We start from the raw sequence: 24,033 nt of genomic DNA on the forward strand, positions 1-24,033 counted from the left end.
CAGATTCGCAATTCAGCGAAGCGTCTACAGACGACCCAGATCGTTGACCAGGGCAAGTAACATCACCCCGACCACCAAACTGATACCAATCTGCATTCCCCAACCCTGTACCCGGTCCGACAAGGGGCGACCACGCACCCACTCAATCAGATAAAACAACAAATGCCCCCCATCCAGTACTGGTATGGGCAACAAGTTCAGAACCCCCAGGCTTATGCTCAGATAAGCCAGAAAATTCAGGAAATCCGCAACACCCGACTGGGCAGAAGCGCCCGCCACTTTAGCAATGGTTATCGGTCCACTCAAGTTTTTTACCGAGAGCTCGCCGAACAACATTTTCTTGAGTGAGTCGAGGGTCAGTACACTCATCGTCCAAGTGCGTCTGGCCCCTTCGCCGATTGCCGCAATCGGGCCAAAACTCACTTCGCGAACCATCGCTGGTGGCCAGTCGACACCTTTGACGCCGGCACCCAAATAGCCTGTTGCCGCCTTGCCCTCACCCCGAACAGCCAGCGTGACAGGAATATCGACAACCGCACCCTCGCGCTCGACGCGCAGTACAACACGCGCGCCCGGGCGCACACGAACCCAGTCCACAACCTGCTGCCAGTCTCCGATCGGTTGATCGTTCATTGCCAACAGCTTGTCACCCGACTTGAGCCCTGCTGCCTGAGCCGGCCCCTTTGAATCGAACTCTGCCAGAACGGCAGGCAGCTCCGGCCGCCACGGACGAATCCCCAGGGAAGTGATCGGGTCCGGCTCATCGGCGCCTTTCAGCCAGTCTTTCAATACCAACTGATGCGAGGCCTCGGAGCTAGAGCCCGGCTCACGCACCAACACCTGGATAGAACCCGTTTCACCCAGACGGCGAACCAGTTGCAGGTTGACGCCTGACCAGCCCGTCGTTGCCTCACCATCAATGGCAACGATTTCCTGCCCTGCAACCAGCCCCGCTTGCGCTGCCAGGCTACCGCTTTCGACTGCACCGATGACAGGCCGCACCTGCTGGCTGCCCATCATTGCCAGCACCCAGAAAAACACCATCGCCAGCATGAAGTTGGCAATAGGTCCCGCCGCGACAATAGCAATGCGCTGACCAACCGTTTTGCGGTTGAACGATTGATCGAGCTGGTGGGCCGGCACCTCACCTTCGCGCTCATCCAGCATTTTTACGTAGCCGCCCAACGGAATGGCAGCGATTACAAACTCGGTGCCCTTACGATCATGCCAGCGCAGCAAAGGTGTGCCAAAGCCCACGGAGAAGCGCAGAACCTTGACGCCGCAACGGCGCGCCACCCAAAAGTGGCCGAATTCATGAAAAGTGACCAGCACACCCAATGCGACCAGGGTGCCAACAATCATATAGAGCGCACTCATCTACTTTCTCCGCGGTCCTGTCCGGTTTCGGCAAGCATCACTTATCAGCCGTTACGACTCAACCACTGTTCAGCCAGGACTCTTGCCCGGGCATCAGCGGCAAACACCGCCTCCAGTTCATCGACCGCAGTCACAGGCTCGGTATTGAGGACATCTTCAATCACACAAGCGATCTGCGGATAACGGATACGACCCTCGAGAAAAGCGGCCACCGCCACTTCATTGGCCGCATTCAGCATCGCCGGGGCGCTGTTACCTGCCATGGCGGCCTCACGAGCCAAGCGCAGGCACGGGAAGCGCTGCTCATCAGGGCGCTGAAAGTCCAGACGGGCAACAGCAAACAGATCCAGTGGCGCGACACCCGAGTCAATACGCTCAGGCCAGGCCAGGGCATTTGAGATCGGCGTCCGCATATCCGGATTTCCGAGCTGGGCCAGCACCGAGCCATCGATATAATCGACCAGAGAGTGAATCACGCTTTGCGGATGAATGACCACTTCAACCTGATCCGGCCGAGCATCGAACAGCCAGCAGGCTTCAATCATCTCCAGCCCTTTGTTCATCATGCTGGCCGAGTCTACGGATATCTTGCGCCCCATCGACCAGTTGGGATGAGCGCACGCCTGGTCCGGCGTAACGTTTTCAAGCTCTGCCAGCGGGGTTTCGCGAAAGGGTCCGCCCGAAGCCGTCAGCAAAATACGACGAACACCCACCGGCGCCAGGCCGCGAGCGAAATCCTGCGGCAAGCACTGGAAGATCGCGTTGTGCTCACTGTCGATGGGCAGCAGGACCGAACCGCTGCGACGAACGGCCTGCATAAACAGTGCCCCCGTCATCACCAGCGCTTCTTTATTGGCCAGCAGGATTTTCTTGCCAGCACTCACCGCGGCCAGCGTTGGCCGCAAGCCTGCCGCACCGACGATGGCCGCCATGACCGCGTCGACTTCAGAGGACGACGAGATCTGGCACAAGCCCTCCTCGCCCACCAGCACTTCGGTGCTGAGCCCGGCAGCGCGCAAGCCCGCCTGCAACTGGCGCGCAGCACGCTCATCCGGCACTACCGCGACCCGCGGCCTGTGCAGCACGCACAGTGCCAGCAACTCAGCGATGCGGCTGTAACCACTCAAACCAAACACCTGATAGCGGTCAGGGTGACGCGCTATAACATCCAGGGTGCTCAGGCCTATCGAGCCCGTAGCCCCCAGAACGGTAATCTGCTGTGGTCGGCTCATGATGCTGCCATCCACAGCAACACGGCAAATACCGGAATCGCTGCAGTCAAACTGTCGATGCGATCCAGCACACCACCATGCCCGGGCAGCAGGTTACTGCTGTCTTTGATACCGGACTGGCGCTTGAACATGCTTTCTGTGAGGTCACCCACCACCGAAATCAAAACGACAACGGCAGCGCCCACCAGCGCTGCGAACATTTCAGAAGCACTCCAGCCACGCACCACGCCAACGACAGCGGTGATCAGCAGGCTTAGCAGCAACCCGCCAAACACACCTTCCCAGCTCTTGCCGGGGCTGACCTTGGGCGCGAGCTTGCGCTTGCCAAATTTGCGTCCTGAAAAATAAGCACCGATATCTGCGCCCCACACCAGAACCATCACGGCCATGATCAGCCAGTTGCCCAAAGGCATGGACTTGATCAATACCAGTCCTTGCCAGGCCGGCAGCAGGATCAACAGGCCTATCACCAGCCTGGCTGCAGCATTTGACCAGTGTACGGCCGACCGCGGAAAGGTCAGCACCAGAAAAGTAGCGACCGCCCACCAGACTACGGCAGCGCCCAACACCCAAGGCGCCAGACCAGGCACCAGATACATGACAAACAGCGCCAAGGCCACCAGCGCCGCAAAAAGCACACGGGCCGGCTGAGCATCAAAACCCGCCAGACGCGCCCACTCCCAGGCACCAAGGGTGACGACCAGGCCGATAAACAGCGCAAAGCCTCCACCCTCAAGCAGGAAAAAACCGCATAAGGCAATTGGCAGCAATATAAGTGCCGTGATGATTCTTTGTTTAAGCATTAAACCCGGGCTCCAGCCTCAACCTGCTCGCTCGTTTTACCGAAACGGCGCTGGCGAGAAGCGAAATCAGCCAATGCATTACGCATGGCTTCGTGTTTGAAGTCCGGCCAGAACAGGTCGGAGAAGTACAATTCGGAGTAGGCCAGCTGCCACAGCAAGAAATTGCTGATGCGATGCTCGCCACCTGTGCGAATACACAGATCAGGTAAAGGCAGGTCCCCCGTCACCAGACAGGTTTGCAGCAGATCAGGCGTGATGTCTTCAGGCTGCAAATGTCCAGCCTGCACCTCTCGCGCCAGACGCTGGGCCGCTTGAGCTATATCCCACTGGCCGCCGTAGTTAGCGGCGATCTGCAGCACGAAACGGCCAGGCCCGGCCGTCATGGCCTCCGCTTCGCGCATCGCCTTTTGCAAGTCGGGATGAAAGCGCGAGCGGTCACCAATGATCCGCAGGCTGATGTTGTTGTCATCGAGACGCTTGGTCTCACGACGCAAGGCCACGAAGAACAAGTCCATCAAGGCACTGACTTCGGCCTCGGGACGCTGCCAGTTCTCACTGGAAAACGCGAACAAGGTGAGCACCTCGACCTTGGCCTTGGCGCACACTTCAATCACGGCACGAACCGCATCCACACCCGCCTTATGCCCTGCAACACCTGGCATAAAGCGTTTTTTCGCCCAGCGATTATTACCGTCCATGATGATCGCGACGTGGCGCGGTACCGATGTTGGCTCAGCCTGCTTGGTCTTTTCCATAAAACGCCCTGACCCTTATACGGCCATCAGGTCCGCTTCTTTCTGCTTGGTGGCAACTTCGATTTCAGCCACAGCCTTGTCGGTCAGCTTCTGAACATCATCAGCCGCACGACGTTCTTCGTCTTCGCTGATTTCCTTTTCTTTGACCAGGTCTTTCAACTGGCTCAATGCGTCGCGACGGATGTTGCGCACGGCAATCCGGCAGTCTTCTGCAGCGTCACGTGCCTGCTTGGCGAACACCTTACGGGTTTCTTCAGTCAGGGCCGGCATGGAGATCAGCAGCAATTCGCCCAGGTTGGTCGGATTGAGGTTCAGGCCGGCACTCTGGATGGCCTTGTCGACGGCCGCGAGCATGTTGCGCTCGAACGCCACGACTTGCAGCGTGCGGGAGTCCTTGACGGTCACGTTGGCAACCTGGCTGATCGGGGTGTCGGCGCCGTAGTAAGGCACCATCACGCTCCCCAGAATGCTCGGGTGAGCCTTGCCGGTACGAATCTGGCCAAATGCATGGGCCAGAGACTCCAGCGACTTTTTCATGCGCTCTTGAGCGTCTTTTTTGATTTCGTTGATCATTGTTGACCTTCCTCGATCAGAGTGCCTTCAGCGCCGCCATGGACAATATTAAGCAGGGCGCCCGGCTTGTTCATATTAAATACACGCAATGGCATTTTATGGTCACGGCACAAGCAAATAGCCGTCAGGTCCATTACGCCCAGTTTGCGATCCAGTACTTCATCGTAAGTCAGATGATCGAACTTCTCGGCATGCGGGTCTTTGAATGGATCAGCGGTATATACGCCGTCTACCTTGGTCGCCTTAAGCACCACATCAGCATCGATTTCAATGGCACGCAAACAGGCGGCAGAGTCCGTAGTGAAGAATGGATTACCAGTGCCTGCTGCGAAGATCACCACGTCCTTGGCATTCAAGTGACGCATGGCCTTGCGACGATCGTAATGATCGGTCACACCCACCATGGAAATCGCCGACATAACGATGGCAGAGATATTCGCACGTTCCAGCGCGTCGCGCATGGCCAGGGCGTTCATCACGGTTGCCAGCATCCCCATATGGTCGCCGGTGACACGATCCATCCCTGCCGCGCTCAACGCTGCGCCACGGAACAGGTTGCCCCCGCCGATCACCAACCCTACCTGAACGCCGATACCGACCAACTGGCCAACTTCCAGTGCCATGCGATCAAGGACCTTCGGGTCGATCCCGAACTCTTCAGAGCCCATCAGGGCTTCGCCGCTTAGCTTGAGTAGAATGCGTTTATAGCGAGCTTGATAACCACTGCCCTGCTGAGCCATTGCGAATCTCTCCTGCCGCGTTTTATAAATAATCTGTGCGAGGTCATTTTCAACCGCGCTTACTCTAGCTGGCACTGCACAGCAGCACCATCGGAACACGATTTTGCCATCCGGTTCCGCGGGAAAGGTAAAAGCCCCTCCCATTTGAAAAGAGGCTGCGCGCGTGAGCGGGCAGCCTCTTCGGGTCGACAGTTGTAAACCGTCTTACTTCTGGCTTGCAGCCACTTGAGCAGCAACTTCTGCAGCGAAGTCATCAACTGGCTTCTCGATGCCGTCGCCTACTTTGAAGTAGGTGAAGGAAACGATTTCAGCGCCGGCTTTCTTGGCCAGGTCGCCGACTTTAACTTCCGGGTTCTTAACGAAAGCTTGTTCAACCAGGCTGGCTTCGGCGAGGAACTTGCTGATACGACCAGCAACCATTTTCTCTACGATTTCAGCAGGCTTGCCTTTGATCTTGTCTTCGTTGAGGCTGATGAACACGGCTTTTTCGCGCTCGATAGCTTCAGCGGAAACTTCGCTAGGCAGCAGGAACTCTGGGTTGCTTGCCGCTACGTGCATGGCGATGTCTTTGGCCAGCTCGGCGTCACCGCCGTTCAGCGAAACAACAACACCGATTTTGTTGCCGTGCAGGTAAGCGTTTACAACGTCACCTTCAACACGCACCAGACGGCGAATGTTCACGTTCTCGCCAACTTTGGCAACCAGCGCTTCACGAGCAGGCTCTTGAGCGGCGATCAGCGGAGCTGCGTCGGTCAGTTTGTCTGCGAACGCTTTTTCAACGCTGTCGTTTACGAAGTTTTTGAAGTCATCTTGCAGAGCCAGGAAGTCGGTTTGCGAGTTGACTTCAAGGATGACGGCAGCTTTGCCATCTTCCGAAACCTTAACTGCGATAGCGCCTTCAGCAGCAACGTTGCCTGCTTTTTTGGCAGCCTTGATGGCGCCCGAAGCACGCATGTCATCAATGGCTTTTTCGATGTCGCCGCCAGCCTTGGTCAAGGCTTTCTTGCAATCCATCATGCCTTCGCCGGTACGCTCACGCAGTTCTTTAACCAACGCTGCAGTAATCTCTGCCATTTCAAAATTCCTCTTGGATAGGTTTTCAACCATTCCACCCGAGCGAACGGGCGTTCAATTCGTGTGAAGCCCACCTCGATTGCACCTGCAAACCGCGACTGGATACAGCAACAGCAAGTACAGGGCCAACAAATGGATTTCGAGGTGGCAAAAAGGGGGCCAAGCCCCCTTTTTGCGTACTGAGTAAACGCTAGGCGTTAATTACTCAGCCTTCAACTACCGCTGCAGCTGGAGCTTCTTCGACGAAAACGTCGGTGCCGCCAGCAACATGGTTACGGCCTTTGATCACAGCATCAGCCATCGCACCCATGTACAGCTGGATAGCGCGGATTGCGTCATCGTTACCCGGGATGATGTAGTCAACACCTTCTGGGCTGCTGTTGGTATCGACAACGCCGATTACCGGGATGCCCAACTTGTTAGCTTCGGTGATCGCGATACGCTCGTGGTCAACGTCGATAACGAACAGAGCGTCTGGCAGACCGCCCATGTCCTTGATACCACCCAGGCTACGATCCAGCTTTTCCAGGTCGCGAGTGCGCATCAGCGCCTCTTTCTTGGTCAGCTTGGCGAAAGTACCGTCTTCTGCCTGCACTTCAAGGTCACGCAGACGCTTGATGGAAGCACGGATGGTTTTGAAGTTGGTGAGCATGCCGCCCAACCAGCGGTGATCCACGTACGGCGAACCGCAACGTGCTGCTTCTTCAGCAACGATCTTGCCAGCCGAACGCTTGGTGCCAACGAACAGGATCTTGTTTTTGCCCTGGGCCAGACGCTCTACGAAAGTCAGAGCTTCGTTGAACATTGGCAGGGTTTTTTCAAGGTTGATGATGTGAATCTTGTTACGCGCGCCAAAGATGTATTTACCCATCTTCGGGTTCCAGTAACGGGTTTGGTGACCGAAGTGCACACCGGCCTTCAGCATATCGCGCATGTTGACTTGGGACATGATAGTTCCTTAATAAGTCGGGTTAGGCCTCCACGTATCCCAATGACCAACCAGCAGCTTCGAGCTGAAGGCACCCAGGTCATCGTGTCGACACGTGTGTGGGTTTGAGCTCAGCGGGCTATACCCGGAAAGCGGCGCATTTTATACCACAAGATGCGCTAAAAACGAAACACAGATTCTGTGTTTATTCCATGCCCTTTTGCGCAAGGCTTGGAATAGGGCCAGAATGCCCCATTCTATTAAGAGAAGCGATGGCGAGAGGCTCATGATTCAGGCCGACCGTCTGTTAGAATCGCATTTTTATGGCGGTGCGCAGGCCAGAGCCTTGCCTCGCACCCGCAACCCTGATGATGAGCGCTACCGCGCGAAGAGAGCCCGAATGACCGTCACCCTCAAAACGCCCGAGGACATCGCAAAAATGCGTATCGCCGGCAAACTGGCCGCCGAAGTCCTGGAAATGATCGCCGAACACGTCAAGCCTGGCGTTACCACCGAGGCACTGGACCGCATCTGTCACGACTACATCGTCAATGTGCAGCAAGCCATTCCTGCCCCGCTCAACTACAAAGGTTTTCCGAAGTCGATCTGCACCTCGATCAACCACGTGGTTTGCCACGGCATCCCGTGTGACAAGCCGCTGCGCGACGGCGACACCCTGAACATCGATGTCACGGTCATCAAGGATGGCTACCACGGTGACACCAGCCGCATGTTCCATGTGGGCACAGTACCGGTATGGGCCGAGCGCCTGTCGAAAGTGACCCAGGAATGCATGTACAAGGCCATCGAACTGGTCAAGCCAGGCTGCCGCCTGGGCGATATCGGCGAAGTGATCCAGAAGCACGCCGAAAAGAACGGTTTTTCGGTAGTTCGCGAGTTCTGCGGACACGGCATCGGCAAGGTATTCCATGAAGAGCCGCAGATCCTGCACTACGGCCGCGCGGGCACCGGTATGGAGCTGAAAGCGGGCATGACCTTCACCATCGAGCCGATGATCAATCAGGGCAAGGCCGACACCAAGGTACTGGGCGATGGCTGGACCGCCATTACCAAGGACCGCAAACTGTCCGCTCAGTGGGAGCACACCCTATTGGTGACCGAGACCGGCTACGAGATATTCACCCTGCGCAGCGATGACACCATCGCGCGCATGTCGGCCTGATCCCTCTATAGATATTTTCTATAAACAAAAGCAATCGCCCCAAGGAAAGCCAATCGATGCCGCAGGTGGATCCCGAACTTTTTGACCGCGGCCAGTTCCAGGCCGAACTGGCATTAAAGGCAAGTCCCATTGCCGCTTTCAAAAAGGTGATCCGCCAGGCGCGCGAGGTGCTCGACCAGCGCTTTCGCGCTGGTCGCGATATTCGCCGCCTGATTGAAGACCGCGCCTGGTTTGTCGACAACATCCTGCAACAGGCGTGGGACCAGTTCAACTGGTGCAACCAGGCCGATATCGCCCTGGTTGCTGTCGGTGGCTATGGCCGGGGCGAATTGCACCCCTACTCTGATATCGACCTGCTGATCCTGCTGGACAAGGCCGATCACGAGCTATTCCGCGACTCCATCGAACGTTTCCTGACGCTGCTCTGGGACATTGGCCTGGAAGTGGGTCAAAGCGTGCGCTCGGTGGATGAATGCGCCGAGCAAGCCCGCGCCGATCTGACCATCATCACCAACCTGATGGAAAGCCGTACAGTTGCCGGCCCGGAGCGCTTGCGCCAACGCATGCTGGACGTCACCAGCACGGCACACATGTGGCCCAGCAAGGACTTCTTCCTGGCCAAGCGCGCCGAACAAAAAGCCCGCCACCACAAGTACAACGACACCGAGTACAACCTGGAACCCAACGTCAAGGGTTCGCCCGGCGGCTTACGCGACATCCAGACCATCTTGTGGGTAGCCCGTCGCCAGTACGGCACGCTGAATCTGCGCGCACTGGCGGGCGAAGGCTTCCTGGTCGAAAGCGAGCACGCCCTGCTCGCGTCCTCGCAAGAGTTCCTGTGGAAGGTCCGCTACGCCCTGCACATGCTTGCCGGGCGCGCTGAGGATCGCCTGCTGTTTGACCATCAACGCAGCATTGCCGAACTGCTCGGCTTTACCGGCGAAGACACCAAACAGACCATCGAAAACTTCATGCAGCAGTACTACCGGGTGGTCATGAGCATTGCTCAGCTCAGCGACCTGATCATCCAGCACTTCGAAGAAGTCATTCTGGCGCCGGAGGACGAGGCGCCACCCGTACCGCTGAATTCACGCTTTCAGCTGCACGATGGCTATATCGAGGCCACCAGCGATCATGTGTTCAAGCGCACCCCGTTTGCCATGCTCGAGATCTTCCTGCTGATGGCCCAGCACCCCGAAATCAAGGGCGTGCGCGCCGACACCATTCGCTTGCTGCGCGAACATCGCTACCTGATCGACGACGACTTCCGTAACGACATTCGCAATACCAGCCTGTTTATCGAGCTGTTCAAATGCAAGATCGGCATTCATCGCAACCTGCGCCGAATGAACCGTTACGGCATCCTTGGCCGCTACCTGCCTGAATTCGGCTTTATCGTCGGGCAAATGCAGCACGATCTGTTTCATATTTATACCGTCGATGCACACACACTGAACCTGATCAAGCACCTGCGAAAGCTGCAATACACCCAGACATCCGAGAAATTCCCGCTGGCCACCAAGCTGATGGCCAAGCTGCCAAAACCTGAGCTGATCTATCTCGCCGGGCTGTACCACGACATCGGCAAGGGGCGCCACGGCGACCACTCAGAGATTGGCGCAATCGATGCCGAAGCCTTCTGCATTCGCCATCATCTGCCGCAGTGGGATACCCGCCTGATTGTCTGGCTGGTACAAAACCACCTGGTCATGTCGACGACTGCCCAGCGCAAGGATCTGTCGGACCCGCAAGTCATCCATGACTTCGCCCAGACCGTGGTCGATGAGACCCGTCTCGATTATCTTTATGTGCTGACGGTCGCCGATATCAACGCCACCAACCCGACACTGTGGAATTCATGGCGTGCCAGCCTGTTGCGCCAGCTCTACACCGAGACCAAGCGCGCCCTGCGCCGCGGCCTGGAAAACCCGGTGGATCGCGAAGAACAAATCCGCCAGACCCAAAGCGCAGCGCTGGATATCCTGGTGCGCGGCGGCAACGACCCGGATGACGTCGAACAACTTTGGTCGCAACTGGGTGACGACTACTTCCTGCGTCATACCGCCGGCGACGTGGCCTGGCACACCGATGCCATCCTGCAGCAGCCTGTAGAGGGTGGCCCGCTGGTATTGATCAAGGAAACCACCCAGCGCGAATTCGAGGGCGGCACCCAGATCTTCATTTATGCGCCTGACCAACACGACTTTTTCGCCGTGACCGTGGCCGCCATGGACCAGCTCAACCTGAACATTCATGATGCCCGCATCATCACGTCCAGCAGCCAGTTCACCCTCGATACCTACATCGTGCTCGACAACGACGGCGATTCGATCGGCAATAACCCTGTGCGCATCGAGAAGATCCGTAAAGGCCTGACCGAAGCCCTGCGCAATCCGGATGATTACCCGAACATCATCCAGCGCCGGGTACCACGCCAGCTCAAGCATTTTGCCTTCGCCCCCCAAGTGACAATTCACAACGATGCCCAGCGCCCAGTCACCGTCCTCGAGCTCAGCGCCCCTGACCGCCCGGGCCTGCTGGCGCGCATCGGAATGATTTTCCTGGAGTTCGATCTGTCGCTGCAAAATGCCAAGATCGCAACACTGGGCGAGCGCGTAGAAGACGTATTCTTCATAACCGACGCAAACAACCAGCCGCTGTCTGACCCTCAACTGTGCATGCGCTTGCAGGAAGCCATCGTCGAGCATCTGACCGTCCACCAAGACTCAACCACCGAACCCTGGCGCCTGAGCATCTAACCGCCGCCGAGTGAGACCCGCACCCGATGAATAACGCTCTAAAACAGCTACAGCCTTATCCGTTCGAAAAACTGCGCGCCCTGCTTGGCAGCGTACAGCCCAACGCCGGCAAGCGTCCGATTGCGCTGTCGATCGGCGAACCCAAGCACCGCTCCCCGGCGTTCGTGGCCAAGGCCCTGGCCGACAACCTCGACCAGATGGCGGTCTATCCGACCACTCTTGGCATTGCAGGCTTGCGCGAAGCCATTGCCGGCTGGGCCGAACGCCGTTTTGACGTCCCCAAGGGCTGGCTGGACCCGGCACGTTCGATTTTGCCGGTCAACGGTACCCGTGAAGCCCTGTTCGCCTTCACCCAAACCGTAGTCAATCGAGGCGAAGACGCGCTGGTGATCAGCCCGAACCCGTTTTATCAGATCTACGAAGGTGCGGCCTTCCTTGCCGGGGCCAAGCCGCATTACTTGCCATGCCTGGCAGAACACGGCTTCAACCCGGACTTCGATGCGGTTTCGGCCGAGACCTGGAAGCGCTGCCAGATCCTGTTCCTCTGCTCACCTGGCAACCCGACAGGCGCCCTGATCCCGCTCGACACCCTGAAAAAGCTGATCGCACTGGCTGACGAACACGACTTCGTAATTGCCGCCGACGAATGCTACAGCGAGCTGTATTTCGATGAGCAAACGCCGCCGGTCGGCCTGCTGAGCGCCTGCGTTGCCCTGGGGCGCCAGGACTTCAAGCGCTGCGTGGTGTTCCACAGCCTCTCCAAGCGTTCAAACTTGCCAGGCCTGCGTTCGGGTTTCGTGGCGGGTGATGCCGAGATCCTCAAGGCCTTCCTGCTGTACCGCACCTATCACGGTTGCGCCATGCCGGTTCAAACCCAGCTGGCGAGCATTGCAGCCTGGAGCGACGAAGCGCACGTACGTGAAAACCGCGACCTGTACCGCGAGAAGTTCGATGCAGTGCTGGCGATTCTGGCACCGGTACTCGACGTTCAACGCCCGGATGGCGGTTTTTATCTGTGGCCAAGGGTTGAAGGAGATGATGCTGCCTTCTGTCGCGACCTGTTTGTCGAAGAGCACGTCACCGTAGTGCCGGGTTCCTACCTGTCCCGCGAGGTCGATGGTTTCAACCCCGGGGCCGGACGCGTGCGCATGGCTCTGGTAGCGCCACTGGAAGAATGCGTTGAAGCCGCCGAACGGATTCGCGACTTTATTCAGCGTCGCCGCTAAACGCCGCCTCATCAGGCAACCGCTGCCGCAAGTTCGCTGCGCGCCCCCTGCGCAGCCTTCGGCAGCGGTTACAGAATCACCCAGCATCCGCAGTAGCAGAACACAGGGGGCGCTGCTATTTACCCGCTCCCAGGTTTGCCTCGCTTAAATCCAGGTCGCGCAGAATCTCGCTCAGCACTTCATCGCCGATCTCGTGATGCCGACGCAGGCTGTACAGTTCCAGTCGCTGGGCCCGCAGTGCCTTGAGGCGCAGGCGGTTTTCCAGGTGGTTCATCTGCGACGCCAGCGCTTGTGCTTCGGCCGAGCCGTTGAAAACATCCAGCTGATGCCGGTATTCGGACATGATCCGCGCCTTCATCTCTGCCGCCAATGCCGATTGCGCTGCATCCTGGGCAACTTGCGGCTCGGTCACGTCTTCAACTTCCAATGCATGGATCGCAGCCTCGGCCGTGCGCCGCCAGGCTTCGCGGACCTCGTTGCGCATAGCATCGTCCGGGCTCTTTGTAATGCCGCGCAACAGTAACGGCAACGCAATACAGGCCGATACCAGCGACAACAGAATCACACCCGCGGCAATGAAGATCAGCAAATCCCGCTCCGGAAAATCCACGCCCTTGCTGATCAGCAACGGCACCGACATCACACCGGCCAGAGTCACGGCCCCGCGTACTCCACCAACCGTCAACAACCAGCAGGAGCGTGCGGTCGGCACCATCGTCAGCGCACCCTTGCCGCGCCAGCGGCGCAGCAGCCCGGACAGCCGCCAGATGCTTTGCACCCAGATAAAACGCAGCGCCAGCAACACCAGGAAGATCACCACCACATCCAGGCAGCGATACATCAAGGTGAGCCACAACGTAGTTTCATGACTGACCACCGCTTTGATGATGTTTGGCAGCTGTAAGCCCAACAGCAAGAAAATAAGACCGTTGAAGGCAAACTCCAACAATCCCCACACACTGCGGTTAAGCAAACGGGTACTGGTCTGGCGCGGCAACAGATCAAGCCAGCTCTGCATCATGCCCGCTGCCACCGCAGACAAAATGCCCGATGCACCCAGGCGTTCAGCCAGTACATAAGCGGCGAATGGCAACAGCAACATGAACACCACATGGGTGGCCGGGTCATCCCAGCCGCGGCCGATCATCCAGGCACGCATGCGCCCCACCAGCCAGCTCAGCGCCACCCCGATCGCCAGCCCGCCGCATGCCACCAGTACAAACGTCAGGCTGGCGTTGGCCAACGAGAAGACTCCGGTCACCGCTGCCGCCAGTGCGAACTTGAAGGTCACCAGACCCGACGCGTCGTTCATCAAGGCTTCGCCCTGAAGCATATGCATCAACGGGGCCGGCAGGCGATTTTGCGAAATGGCCGACACCGCCACGGCATCGGTCGGAGATAAAACCGCAGCCAGCGCGAACGCCACCGGCAGAGGGATGGACGGCAAGAGCCAATGAATGAAGTAGCCGGCCCCCACCACGGTAAACAGCACCAGCCCTACCGCCAGGGTCAAAATTGGCCCGCGCAAGCGCCAGAACTCTCGTTTGGGCATGCGCCAGCCATCCGAAAACAACAGCGGCGGCAAGAACAGAAACAGGAACAGCTCAGGGTCCAGTGCAACGTGCAGACCCAGGGTCGGCCAGGCCAGCAGTGCGCCAGCTGCAATCTGTACCAAAGGCAAAGGCAAAGGAATCAAGCGCCCTAACAAGCGTGAGACGCCCACCAGCATCAGCATGATAAGGACGGTATAAGCGGTTTGCATATAAGCGGGATTCCTGAACAATCAACTTTAAAATAAACATAAGCAGTTACAGTTTTTCATGGACTGCATAATAACCTTTAAGCGCATAAGTCGAGCCTGAACAAAAGTAGCAGTGCGACGACATGTCACAAGAGCATGCCAAGCTTGCAGCTAGCCACGCCCTGACGCGCTGCTCATGGCATAATCCGCGATCGACTGTTCAACGCATATCCAAAGGAGGGGCAATTCAGTGACCGATTCGAGCAAGACGTTGCACCTTTTCGGCATCAAAGCCTGCGACACCATGAAAAAAGCTCGCACCTGGCTCGATGAACATGCAGTGCGCCATGATTTCCATGACTACAAGACCAGTGGCATTGATCGCGATCATCTGACCCAATGGTGCAATGAGCACGGTTGGCAAGTGGTGCTCAATCGGGCCGGAACAACCTTTCGCAAACTCGACGACGAACGCAAAGCCGATCTCGACCAGGCGAAAGCCATTGAACTGATGCTCGCCCAACCCTCGATGATCAAGCGCCCCGTGCTGGATCTCGGTGACAAAACCCTGATTGGCTTCAAGCCAGATCTTTATGCGGCGGCCCTTCTTTAAGCCCGAGAGCTGAAGCTCGCCCATTTATTTTTGTAAGAGGTAATTGCATGTCTACTACCCTGTTCAGCGCAGCCTTCGGTGTCGGCACCCAGAACCGTCAAGGTGCATGGCTGGAAGTGTTTTACGCCCAACCGTTGATCAACCCGTCGGCCGAGCTGATCGAAGCCATTGCGCCTATCCTGGGCTACACCGGCGGCAATCAGGCAATCACCTTCACTACCGCACAAGCGGCACAAATGGCTGAAATCGCAAAAGCCTTTGACGCCACTCAAGCTGCGCTGCTGACGCGTCTTGCCGAAAGCCACAAGCCGCTGGTCGCCACGTTGCTGGCTGAAGATGCCGCCCTGACCTCGACACCCGAGGCTTACCTCAAGCTGCACCTGCTGTCCCATCGCCTGGTCAAGCCTCACGGCCTGAGCCTTGCCGGTGTATTCCCGCTGTTGCCTAACGTGGCCTGGACCAGCCAGGGCGCCATCGATCTGGGCGAGCTGGCCGAGCGTCAACTCGAAGCCCGCCTGCGTGGCGAACTGCTGGAAGTGTTCTCGGTCGACAAGTTCCCGAAAATGACCGACTACGTGGTTCCGGCCGGTGTACGCATCGCTGACAGCGCACGTATTCGCCTGGGCGCCTACATCGGCGAAGGCACCACCGTCATGCACGAAGGTTTCGTCAACTTCAACGCCGGCACCGAAGGTCCGGGCATGATCGAAGGCCGCGTATCCGCGGGCGTATTCGTGGGCAAGGGTTCCGACCTGGGCGGCGGTTGCTCGACCATGGGCACCCTGTCGGGCGGCGGCAACATCGTGATCAAGGTCGGCGAAGGCTGCCTGATCGGCGCCAACGCCGGCATTGGTATCCCGCTGGGCGATCGCAATACCGTTGAGTCCGGCCTGTATGTAACGGCCGGTACCAAAGTGGCCCTGCTGGACGAAAACAACCAGTTGGTCAAAGTTGTCAAAGCCCGTGACCTGGCCGGACAACCCGACTTGCTGTTCCGTCGCAACTCGGAAACCGGCGCTGTGGAATGCAAAACCCACAAGTCGGCCATCGAATTGAACGAAGCACTGCACGCTCACAACTAAGCGTTTATCTGCCACTGCCGGGACCAGCTTCTGGTCCCGTCATCAGAGCCCGGACCCCATGCTTCTGCCTTCTCCCTGGCGCGCTGACTTCCCTGCCATCGCTGCCTTGCAACGTCAGGACCAGACTTATCTGGACAACGCTGCAACCACGCAAAAACCCCAAGCCCTGCTCGACGCACTGACGCACTACTACGCCAGCGGCGCCGCCAATGTGCACCGAGCCCAACATTTGCCGGGCGCTCATGCGACCCAGGCGTTTGAAAACACCCGCCATAAAGTGAAGCACTGGATCAATGCCGGCGACAGCGGGCAGATTATCTTCACCCACGGTGCCACCTCGGCACTGAACCTTCTGGCCTATGGGCTGGAACACCAATTCAAAGTGGGCGACGAGATTGTCATCAGCGCCCTAGAACACCACGCCAACCTCCTGCCGTGGCAACAACTGGCCCTGCGTAAAGGCTTGACGCTGGTGGTACTGCCCCTGGATGCCGACGGCGTGATCGATCTCGACGCAGCGGCACAGCTGATCACTCCTCGCACCCGCTTGCTGGCCGTCAGCCAACTGTCCAACGTCCTCGGCGTATGGCAGCCGCTGCCTGCCCTGCTGGCCCTGGCCAAGGCGCAGAACGCGCTGACGGTCGTCGACGGTGCCCAGGGCATCGTGCACGGGCGCCATGACGTACAGGCGCTGGGTTGCGACTTTTACGTATTCTCCAGCCACAAGCTGTATGGCCCCGACGGGCTTGGCGTGCTGTTTGGCCGCCATCCAGCTCTGGCCCGCCTGCAGCATTGGCAGTTCGGTGGTGAAATGGTGCAGGACGCTGATTACCACCACGCAACCTTTCGCCCTGCTCCGCTGGGCTTCGAGGCCGGTACTCCGCCGATAGCCAGCGTTATCGGACTGGGGGCGACCCTCAGTTATCTGGCAACCCTTGATCAGGCCGCAATTGAAGCTCACGAAGCCGCACTGCACGGGTATCTGGTCGACGGGTTAAAACAACGCCAGGGCGTTCGCCTGCTGGGCTCGCCACAGCTGGCGCTGGTCAGCTTTGTGGTCGAGGGCGTGCATAACGCCGATCTGGCGCACCTGCTGACCGAACAAGGGATTGCCGTACGCGCCGGGCACCACTGCGCAATGCCACTGCTCAAAGGTTTTGGCCTCGCAGGCGCGATCCGCGTATCGCTGGCGCTGTACAACGATTCTGAAGATCTGGAGCGTTTCTTCGATGCGCTTGATCAGGCACTGGAGTTGCTGCAATGACCTTGCCCCAGGAAGCCCAGGCCGCACTCGAAAGCTTTGAACACTGCTCTGGTTGGGAGCAACGTGCCCGGCTGCTGATGCAATGGGGACAACGCCTGCCCGAGTTGAGCGACGCCGACAAAACCGAAGCCACTCGCGTGCAGGGTTGTGAGAGTCAGGTGTGGTTGGTGGGTGAGCTAAAGGATGGTCACTGGCAATTCGCTGCCAGCAGCGATGCGCGATTGATCCGGGGCTTGATCGCATTGCTGCTGGCACGGGTCAATGGCTTGAGCACCGAACAACTGCAGCAGGTCGACGTGCCCGACTGGTTCAACCAACTGGGCCTCAGCCGCCAACTTTCACCCTCGCGCAGCAACGGGCTGAATGCCGTGCTGCAGCGGATGCGGGAATTGGCGCTCGCCTAACCCCCTCAACCCTCTCCCGGGAGAGGGTTGTGTTTTGGTTTAACCCGCTCCGAAGGCCGCCGCACGCCAGCCACGATCTTGTCCACCGCCTTGGTGGCCGCGACCATGCCAAAGGTGGCCGTCACCATCATCACCGCGCCAAACCCGCTGGCGCAGTCCAGCTTCACGCCATCGCCAACAAAGCTTTTCTGCAGGCAAATACTGCCATCCGGCTTGGGGTAGCGCAGTTGCTCAGTGGAGAACACGCACGGCACGCTGTAATGACGTGTCACGGTGCGTGAAAACCCGTAGTCGCGACGCAGGGTCGAACGCACCTTCGAGGCCAATGGATCGTTGAAAGTGCGGTTCAGATCGCAGACCTGAATCAGCGTCGGATCGATTTGCCCGCCCGCGCCGCCCGTGGTGATGATCTGAATCTTGCGGCGCTTGCACCAGGCGATCAGTGCAGCCTTGGCATTGACGCTGTCAATGCAGTCGATCACACAATCTATGTTCGGGGTGATGTACTCGGCCATGGTTTCACGGGTGACGAAATCAGCCACTTCGTGGACAACACAGTCCGGATTGATCTGGCGCAGACGCTCAGCCATCACCGCTACCTTGTCCCGACCAATGGTCGTACTCAAGGCGTGCAGCTGGCGATTGCTGTTGCTGACGCAGACATCGTCGAGGTCAAACAACGAAATCTCGCCCACACCGCAGCGGGCAATGGCTTCTGCCGCCCACGACCCCACACCGCCCACGCCGACGATAGCGACGTGCGCGGCACGCAGCCGTTCCAGGCCTTCCAAGCCATATAACCGGGCTACGCCGGCAAACCGTGGATCTTCTGTACTCATGACCAACACCCCAAAAACCGGCGCGCATTATAGAGGCGTGACGTGTCGTTTAGTATCTTTCCTGCGGTTCATGCGACCAAGCCTGCTTTAATACTCTATTGAGCAGCCTGACAAGCCTCCCAAGAAACAAACAAGAACATCAGCGAGCGGGGCACACGCATCCGGCGCCTCCCCTCCGCTGTACGGTACGTCAGATCGCAGTGTAGGATGCGCGCCGTCTGGCAACTGCCGACCGACCTTCGTTCCACTCCCTTTGGAACCCGAAATAGTTATGTCATCGCGTAAATTTGGACTCAACCTGGTGGTGGTACTGGCCATCGCCGCACTCTTTACCGGATTCTGGGCGCTCATCAATCGCCCGGTCTCGGCGCCTGACTGGCCCGATCAAATCTCCGGCTTTTCGTACTCGCCCTTCCAGCAAGGTCAGTACCCGCAGAAAGATCAGTTTCCGTCCGACGACGAAATGCGTCGTGATCTGGAAATTCTGAGCAAACTGACGGACAACATTCGGACCTATTCGGTCGACGGCACGCTCGGTGATATCCCCAAGCTGGCGGAAGAGTTCGGTCTGCGGGTCACCCTGGGGATCTGGATCAGCCCGGACCAGGAACGCAATGAGCGCGAAATTCAAAAAGCCATCGAACTGGCCAATAACTCGCGCAGCATCGTGCGGGTCGTGGTGGGCAACGAAGCCCTGTTCCGTGAAGAAATCACCCCTGAAGAGCTGATCGTGCTGCTGGATCGTGTCCGGGCTGCGGTCAAGGTGCCGGTGACTACCTCCGAGCAATGGCACATATGGGAAAAATACCCGCAACTGGCCAGCCACGTTGACCTGATTGCCGCGCACATCCTGCCCTATTGGGAATTTATCCCCATGGACCAGGCTGGCGAGTTTGTACTCGATCGCGCCCGTGACCTGAAAAAAATATTCCCGAAAAAACCGCTGCTGCTCTCGGAGGTTGGCTGGCCGAGCAACGGTCGCATGCGCGGTGGCGCCGATGCCACGCCGGCCGATCAGGCGGTCTACCTGCGCACGCTGGTCAATACCCTGAACCGCCGTGGCTATAACTACTTTGTGATCGAGGCGTTCGACCAGCCGTGGAAAGCCAGTGACGAAGGTTCTGTGGGCGCCTATTGGGGCGTTTACAACGCTGCGCGCCAGCAAAAGTTCAACTTCGAAGGCCCGGTCGTCGCGATTCCCCAATGGCGCGTACTGGCGATCGGCTCTGTGGTGCTGGCCTTGTTGTCGCTAGCCCTGCTGCTGATCGATGGTTCGGCGCTGCGCCAGCGCGGCCGTACATTCTTGACCTTCACCGCCTTCCTGTGTGGTTCGGTGCTGGTGTGGATCGGTTACGACTACAGCCAGCAGTACAGCACGTGGTTCAGTCTGACCGTGGGCTTCTTGCTCGGACTGGGCGCACTCGGGGTGTTTATTGTGCTGCTCACCGAAGCACACGAACTCGCTGAAGCGGTGTGGATTCGCAAGCGACGCCGTGAGTTCCTGCCGGTAGAGAGCGATGATGCCTACCGACCGAAAGTGTCCATTCATGTGCCTTGCTACAACGAGCCGCCCGAGATGGTCAAACAGACCCTCAATGCCCTCGCCAACCTCGATTACCCGGACTTTGAGGTGTTGCTGATCGACAACAACACCAAGGATCCGGCCGTCTGGGAGCCGGTGCGCGACTACTGCGCCACCCTCGGCCCACGCTTCAAGTTCTTCCACGTCGCGCCGCTGGCAGGCTTCAAGGGCGGGGCTTTGAATTACCTGATCCCGCACACCGCGCCGGATGCCGAAGTGATTGCCGTCATCGATTCTGATTACTGCGTTGATCCCAACTGGCTCAAGCACATGGTGCCGCACTTCGCCGATCCAAAAATCGCCATCGTGCAATCGCCCCAGGACTACCGCGACCAAAGCGAGAGCACCTTTAAGAAGCTCTGCTACTCAGAATACAAAGGCTTTTTCCATATTGGCATGGTGACCCGCAACGACCGCGACGCGATCATTCAGCACGGCACGATGACCATGACCCGGCGTTCGGTGCTTGAAGAGCTTGGCTGGGCAGACTGGTGCATCTGTGAAGATGCCGAGCTGGGCCTGCGCGTGTTCGAAAAAGGCTACTCCGCAGCTTATTCCCACAATAGCTACGGCAAAGGACTGATGCCCGACACCTTTATCGACTTCAAAAAGCAGCGCTTCCGCTGGGCCTATGGTGCGATCCAGATCATCAAGCGGCACACCTCCAGCTTGCTGCGCGGCAAAGATACTCACTTGACCCGTGGTCAGCGTTATCACTTCCTCGCAGGCTGGCTGCCATGGGTGGCCGACGGCATGAATATCTTCTTCACCGTGGGTGCCCTGCTGTGGTCGGCAGCGATGATCATTGTGCCAACCCGGGTTGATCCGCCGTTGCTGATTTTCGCCATCCCGCCCCTGGCGCTGTTTGTGTTCAAGGTCGGCAAGATCATCTTCCTGTACCGTCGCGCCGTCGGGGTTGACCTCAAGGACGCGTTTGCAGCGGCACTGGCTGGCCTCGCGTTGTCTCACACCATCGCCAAAGCGGTGCTTTACGGATTCTTCACCTCCAGCATTCCGTTCTTCCGCACCCCTAAAAACGCCGACAATCACGGTTTTTGGGTCGCCCTTTCGGAAGCCCGAGAAGAAGTGTTCATCATGCTGCTGCTCTGGGGCGCAGCGCTCGGAATCTTCTTTGTCCAGGGTTTGCCGAGCAACGACATGCGTTTCTGGGTAGTCATGCTGCTGGTGCAATCGTTGCCGTATCTGGCAGCGTTGATCATGGCTTTCATGTCTTCGTTACCCAAGCCGGTCGAAGCCACTGAACCGCAACCGGCTGCATAAATTGACTGCAACCACTAAACGGCGGCCTCTGGCCGCCGTTTTGCTTTAAGATATCCGCCCTTTTGTGCCTGCCCGCCCCGCACATGACCCGCTTCGGAGTTCACACCATGACGGCCCACGCCGACCTCTCGCCGACCCTGCAACTTGCCTGTGATCTGATCCGTCGCCCTTCCGTGACGCCAATCGACGCCGATTGCCAGAAGCTGATGATGCAGCGCCTGGGCGATGCCGGCTTCAAGCTTGAGCCGATGCGCATCGAAGACGTGGACAACTTCTGGGCCACTCACGGCAAACACGACGGTCCGGTGCTGTGCTTTGCCGGCCACACGGACGTGGTGCCTACCGGCCCGGTCCAGGCCTGGCAGAACGACCCGTTCGACGCGCTGATCGATGAGCACGGCATGCTCTGCGGCCGTGGTGCCGCTGATATGAAAGGCAGCCTGGCGGCGATGCTGGTCGCGGCTGAGCGCTTTGTCAGTGATTACCCGGACCATAAGGGTTCGGTCGCATTTCTGATCACCAGCGATGAAGAAGGCCCGGCCCATCATGGCACCAAGGCCGTGGTCGAGCGTTTTGCAGCCCGCAACGAGCGGCTGGACTGGTGCATTGTCGGCGAGCCGTCGAGCACGACGCTGGTCGGCGACGTGGTGAAAAACGGCCGTCGCGGCTCCCTCGGCGCCAAACTCACCGTTCGTGGTGTGCAAGGGCACGTGGCCTACCCGCATCTGGCCAAAAACCCGATCCACCTGGCGGCTCCGGCCCTGAGTGAACTGGCCGCCGAGCATTGGGACAACGGCAACGCCTTCTTCCCGCCGACCAGCTTCCAGATTTCCAACCTCAACTCGGGTACCGGCGCGACCAACGTGATCCCCGGTGATCTGGTGGCCGTGTTCAACTTCCGGTTCTCCACCGAATCCACTGTTGAAGGCCTGCAACAGCGCGTGGCTGACATCCTCGACAAGCACGGCCTCGACTGGCACATCGAGTGGGCGTTGTCCGGTCTGCCGTTTCTGACCGAGCCGGGCGCTCTGCTGGACGCCGTATCGTCGAGCATCAAGCAGGTCACAGGTCGCGAAACCAAGGCCTCCACCAGCGGCGGCACCTCAGACGGGCGCTTTATCGCAACCCTGGGGACTCAAGTGGTCGAGCTGGGGCCGGTCAATGCGACCATTCACCAGGTCAACGAGCGGGTACTGGCCAGCGATCTCGATGTACTGACCGAAATCTACTACCAAACCCTGATCAAGTTGCTCGCCTGATGCTCGCCTGTCCTATCTGTTCCGAGCCGCTCAGCGCTGTCGACAACGGCGTGGCATGCCCGGCCGGGCATCGTTTTGACCGCGCCCGCCAGGGTTATCTGAACCTGTTGCCGGTGCAGCATAAAAACAGCCGCGACCCTGGCGATAACCAGGCCATGGTCGAGGCTCGCCGCGACTTTCTCAATGCCGGTCATTACGCGCCGGTGGCCAGGCGCCTGGCAGAGCTGGCTGCAGAGCGCGCCCCGCAACGCTGGCTCGACATCGGTTGCGGCGAGGGTTACTACACCGCACAAATCGCCGAAGCCCTGCCCTCGGCTGACGGTTATGCCCTGGATATCTCCCGCGAGGCGGTCAAGCGCGCCTGCAAGCGCAATCCGCAGTTGACCTGGTTGATCGCCAGCATGGCTCGCGTGCCATTGGCCGATGCCAGCTGCCAGTTCCTGGCCAGCGTATTCAGCCCGCTCGACTGGCTCGAAGCCAAACGCTTGCTCAGCCCCGGCGGCGGCTTGATGCGCGTTGGGCCGACACGGGGCCACTTGATGGAATTGCGCGAGCGGCTGTACGACGAAGTTCGCGATTACGCCGACGACAAGCATCTGGCGCTGGTGCCGGAAGGCATGCAGTTGCAACACAGCGAAATACTGGAGTTCAAACTGCACTTGAGCGAACCCCAGGATCGCGCCAACCTGCTGGCCATGACGCCCCACGGCTGGCGCGCCAGTGCCGAGCGTCGGGCGCAGGTCATCGAGCACCCTGAGCCTTTAGTGGTCAGCGTTTCGATGCGCTACGATTACTTCGTTCTTCAATAATCAACTTTACGGCCAAAGGCTCACACCTTTGGCCCGATTAATCCGCGAATGGATTTTTCAGACCCGCAGTGAGGACATCCATGCGCCAACCCGATATCGAGATTTACCTGAAAGAAGCCAAGGCGGGTCATGAACACGTCGTTACATGGCTTAGCGAAGCCTTGGGCACCTGCACCCCTTGGGTGAAGAAGGGCCAGGTGTGGAAATGCACCGCTGGCGATGTACCTGTGACCTGGATGCCAAATGCCGTCGGCAAATGGAACAGCCTGTTTCTGGACAGCGACAAAACACCTTGGGACGACGACATCGCCTGCGCTCAGGCCGCCTTCAAAGCGCTGAACGTCGAAGTGCGTTGCGCACCGGGTACGTGGGAAGAAGAGCAAGGCGAGGCCGATGCCGACCGCTGGATTCGCATCAGCGAAGACGGTCAGGAAGAAATCACCTGGAAAACCGGCGCCTGATGCAAGGCATGTAGCCGCTGCCGCAAGCTGCGATAAGGGCCCTCCTTC

21 protein-coding genes are annotated in these 24,033 nt (G+C 58.6%); 11 read left to right on the top strand and 10 right to left on the bottom strand.

Annotated elements, in window-relative coordinates; all coding sequences use genetic code 11:
• Nucleotides 1–24: 24 nt before the first annotated feature.
• The 8 genes from rseP to rpsB all read right to left on the bottom strand — a co-directional run bounded on the left by rseP (nt 25) and on the right by rpsB (nt 7,503).
• Nucleotides 25–1,377 (bottom strand): RIP metalloprotease RseP, encoded by a 1,353-nt coding sequence (gene rseP, locus DQN55_RS17060; RefSeq protein WP_048378875.1) that lies wholly within the window; start codon nt 1,375–1,377, stop codon nt 25–27.
• 44 nt (nt 1,378–1,421) lie between these two features.
• Entirely contained in the window at nt 1,422–2,609 is a 1,188-nt protein-coding gene (gene ispC, locus DQN55_RS17065; protein WP_048378873.1) for a 1-deoxy-D-xylulose-5-phosphate reductoisomerase, read from the bottom strand.
• Entirely contained in the window at nt 2,606–3,412 is an 807-nt protein-coding gene (locus DQN55_RS17070; protein ID WP_048378871.1) for a phosphatidate cytidylyltransferase, read from the bottom strand. Before DQN55_RS17070 ends, ispC begins: the two co-directional genes overlap by 4 nt.
• Nucleotides 3,412–4,167 (bottom strand): polyprenyl diphosphate synthase, encoded by a 756-nt coding sequence (gene uppS / locus DQN55_RS17075; protein ID WP_048378870.1) that lies wholly within the window; start codon nt 4,165–4,167, stop codon nt 3,412–3,414. The genes DQN55_RS17070 and uppS overlap by 1 nt, the downstream gene beginning before the upstream one ends.
• 15 nt (nt 4,168–4,182) lie before the next feature.
• Nucleotides 4,183–4,740 (bottom strand): ribosome recycling factor, encoded by a 558-nt coding sequence (frr, locus tag DQN55_RS17080; protein ID WP_048378868.1) that lies wholly within the window; start codon nt 4,738–4,740, stop codon nt 4,183–4,185.
• The gene (pyrH, locus tag DQN55_RS17085; RefSeq protein ID WP_003440426.1) at nt 4,737–5,480 is read right to left on the bottom strand and encodes a UMP kinase; all 744 of its coding nucleotides are present in this window, start codon (nt 5,478–5,480) and stop codon (nt 4,737–4,739) included. The genes frr and pyrH overlap by 4 nt, the downstream gene beginning before the upstream one ends.
• Before the next feature lie 204 nt (nt 5,481–5,684).
• Nucleotides 5,685–6,554 carry a translation elongation factor Ts gene (gene tsf, locus DQN55_RS17090; protein WP_048378866.1) on the bottom strand — a complete coding sequence of 290 codons (870 nt, stop codon included), beginning with the start codon at nt 6,552–6,554 and terminating at the stop codon, nt 5,685–5,687.
• Between the two features lie 205 nt (nt 6,555–6,759).
• Complete coding sequence (gene rpsB / locus DQN55_RS17095) at nt 6,760–7,503, bottom strand: 30S ribosomal protein S2 (protein WP_048378864.1); 744 nt, start codon at nt 7,501–7,503, stop codon at nt 6,760–6,762.
• Between the two features lie 379 nt (nt 7,504–7,882).
• Here rpsB and map point away from each other — a divergent pair, with 379 nt between their 5' ends.
• From map to dapC, 3 genes are read left to right on the top strand one after another with little or no spacing between them, the layout of a single operon-like run.
• Entirely contained in the window at nt 7,883–8,665 is a 783-nt protein-coding gene (gene map / locus DQN55_RS17100) for a type I methionyl aminopeptidase (protein ID WP_048379552.1), read from the top strand.
• A gap of 56 nt (nt 8,666–8,721) precedes the next feature.
• Nucleotides 8,722–11,424 (top strand): [protein-PII] uridylyltransferase, encoded by a 2,703-nt coding sequence (locus tag DQN55_RS17105; RefSeq protein ID WP_048378862.1) that lies wholly within the window; start codon nt 8,722–8,724, stop codon nt 11,422–11,424.
• A 26-nt stretch (nt 11,425–11,450) separates the two neighbouring features.
• Nucleotides 11,451–12,650, top strand: coding sequence for a succinyldiaminopimelate transaminase (gene dapC / locus DQN55_RS17110; protein WP_048378860.1), 1,200 nt, complete (start codon nt 11,451–11,453; stop codon nt 12,648–12,650).
• Between the two features lie 115 nt (nt 12,651–12,765).
• On the opposite strand, the gene DQN55_RS17115 is transcribed toward dapC, so the two are convergent.
• Nucleotides 12,766–14,412, bottom strand: a complete 1,647-nt coding sequence (locus DQN55_RS17115; protein ID WP_048378858.1) for a Na+/H+ antiporter — start codon at nt 14,410–14,412, stop codon at nt 12,766–12,768.
• A gap of 283 nt (nt 14,413–14,695) precedes the next feature.
• On the opposite strand from DQN55_RS17115, the gene DQN55_RS17120 reads away from it, so the two are divergent.
• Genes DQN55_RS17120 through DQN55_RS17135 form a run of 4 tightly spaced genes read left to right on the top strand, consistent with a single transcriptional unit; the run spans nt 14,696 to nt 17,754 of the window.
• On the top strand, nt 14,696–15,004 hold the full coding sequence (locus DQN55_RS17120) for an arsenate reductase (RefSeq protein ID WP_231995697.1): 309 nt from the start codon (nt 14,696–14,698) through the stop codon (nt 15,002–15,004).
• Nucleotides 15,005–15,051: 47 nt separating this feature from the next.
• Nucleotides 15,052–16,086 carry a 2,3,4,5-tetrahydropyridine-2,6-dicarboxylate N-succinyltransferase gene (gene dapD, locus DQN55_RS17125; RefSeq protein ID WP_048378854.1) on the top strand — a complete coding sequence of 345 codons (1,035 nt, stop codon included), beginning with the start codon at nt 15,052–15,054 and terminating at the stop codon, nt 16,084–16,086.
• A gap of 58 nt (nt 16,087–16,144) precedes the next feature.
• A complete protein-coding gene (locus tag DQN55_RS17130; protein WP_048378852.1) occupies nt 16,145–17,350 on the top strand; it encodes a cysteine desulfurase in 1,206 nt (401 codons plus the stop codon).
• Nucleotides 17,347–17,754, top strand: a complete 408-nt coding sequence (locus DQN55_RS17135; protein ID WP_048378850.1) for a SufE family protein — start codon at nt 17,347–17,349, stop codon at nt 17,752–17,754. Before DQN55_RS17130 ends, DQN55_RS17135 begins: the two co-directional genes overlap by 4 nt.
• A gap of 5 nt (nt 17,755–17,759) precedes the next feature.
• Here the strand turns inward: DQN55_RS17135 and tcdA are convergent, their stop codons facing one another.
• Entirely contained in the window at nt 17,760–18,593 is an 834-nt protein-coding gene (gene tcdA / locus DQN55_RS17140; protein ID WP_048378848.1) for a tRNA cyclic N6-threonylcarbamoyladenosine(37) synthase TcdA, read from the bottom strand.
• Between the two features lie 271 nt (nt 18,594–18,864).
• On the opposite strand from tcdA, the gene DQN55_RS17145 reads away from it, so the two are divergent.
• From DQN55_RS17145 to DQN55_RS17160, 4 genes are all read left to right on the top strand, one after another.
• A complete protein-coding gene (locus DQN55_RS17145) occupies nt 18,865–21,456 on the top strand; it encodes a glycosyltransferase (RefSeq protein WP_048378846.1) in 2,592 nt (863 codons plus the stop codon).
• 107 nt (nt 21,457–21,563) lie between these two features.
• Nucleotides 21,564–22,715, top strand: a complete 1,152-nt coding sequence (gene dapE, locus DQN55_RS17150) for a succinyl-diaminopimelate desuccinylase (RefSeq protein WP_048378843.1) — start codon at nt 21,564–21,566, stop codon at nt 22,713–22,715.
• Nucleotides 22,715–23,524 carry a putative RNA methyltransferase gene (locus tag DQN55_RS17155; RefSeq protein ID WP_048378841.1) on the top strand — a complete coding sequence of 270 codons (810 nt, stop codon included), beginning with the start codon at nt 22,715–22,717 and terminating at the stop codon, nt 23,522–23,524. Before dapE ends, DQN55_RS17155 begins: the two co-directional genes overlap by 1 nt.
• A gap of 80 nt (nt 23,525–23,604) precedes the next feature.
• Entirely contained in the window at nt 23,605–23,985 is a 381-nt protein-coding gene (locus DQN55_RS17160; protein WP_048378839.1) for a hypothetical protein, read from the top strand.
• The last annotated feature ends 48 nt before the right edge of the window (nt 23,986–24,033 follow it).

Source organism: Pseudomonas taetrolens, from assembly GCF_900475285.1.
Classification (GTDB): Bacteria; Pseudomonadota; Gammaproteobacteria; order Pseudomonadales; family Pseudomonadaceae; genus Aquipseudomonas; species Aquipseudomonas taetrolens.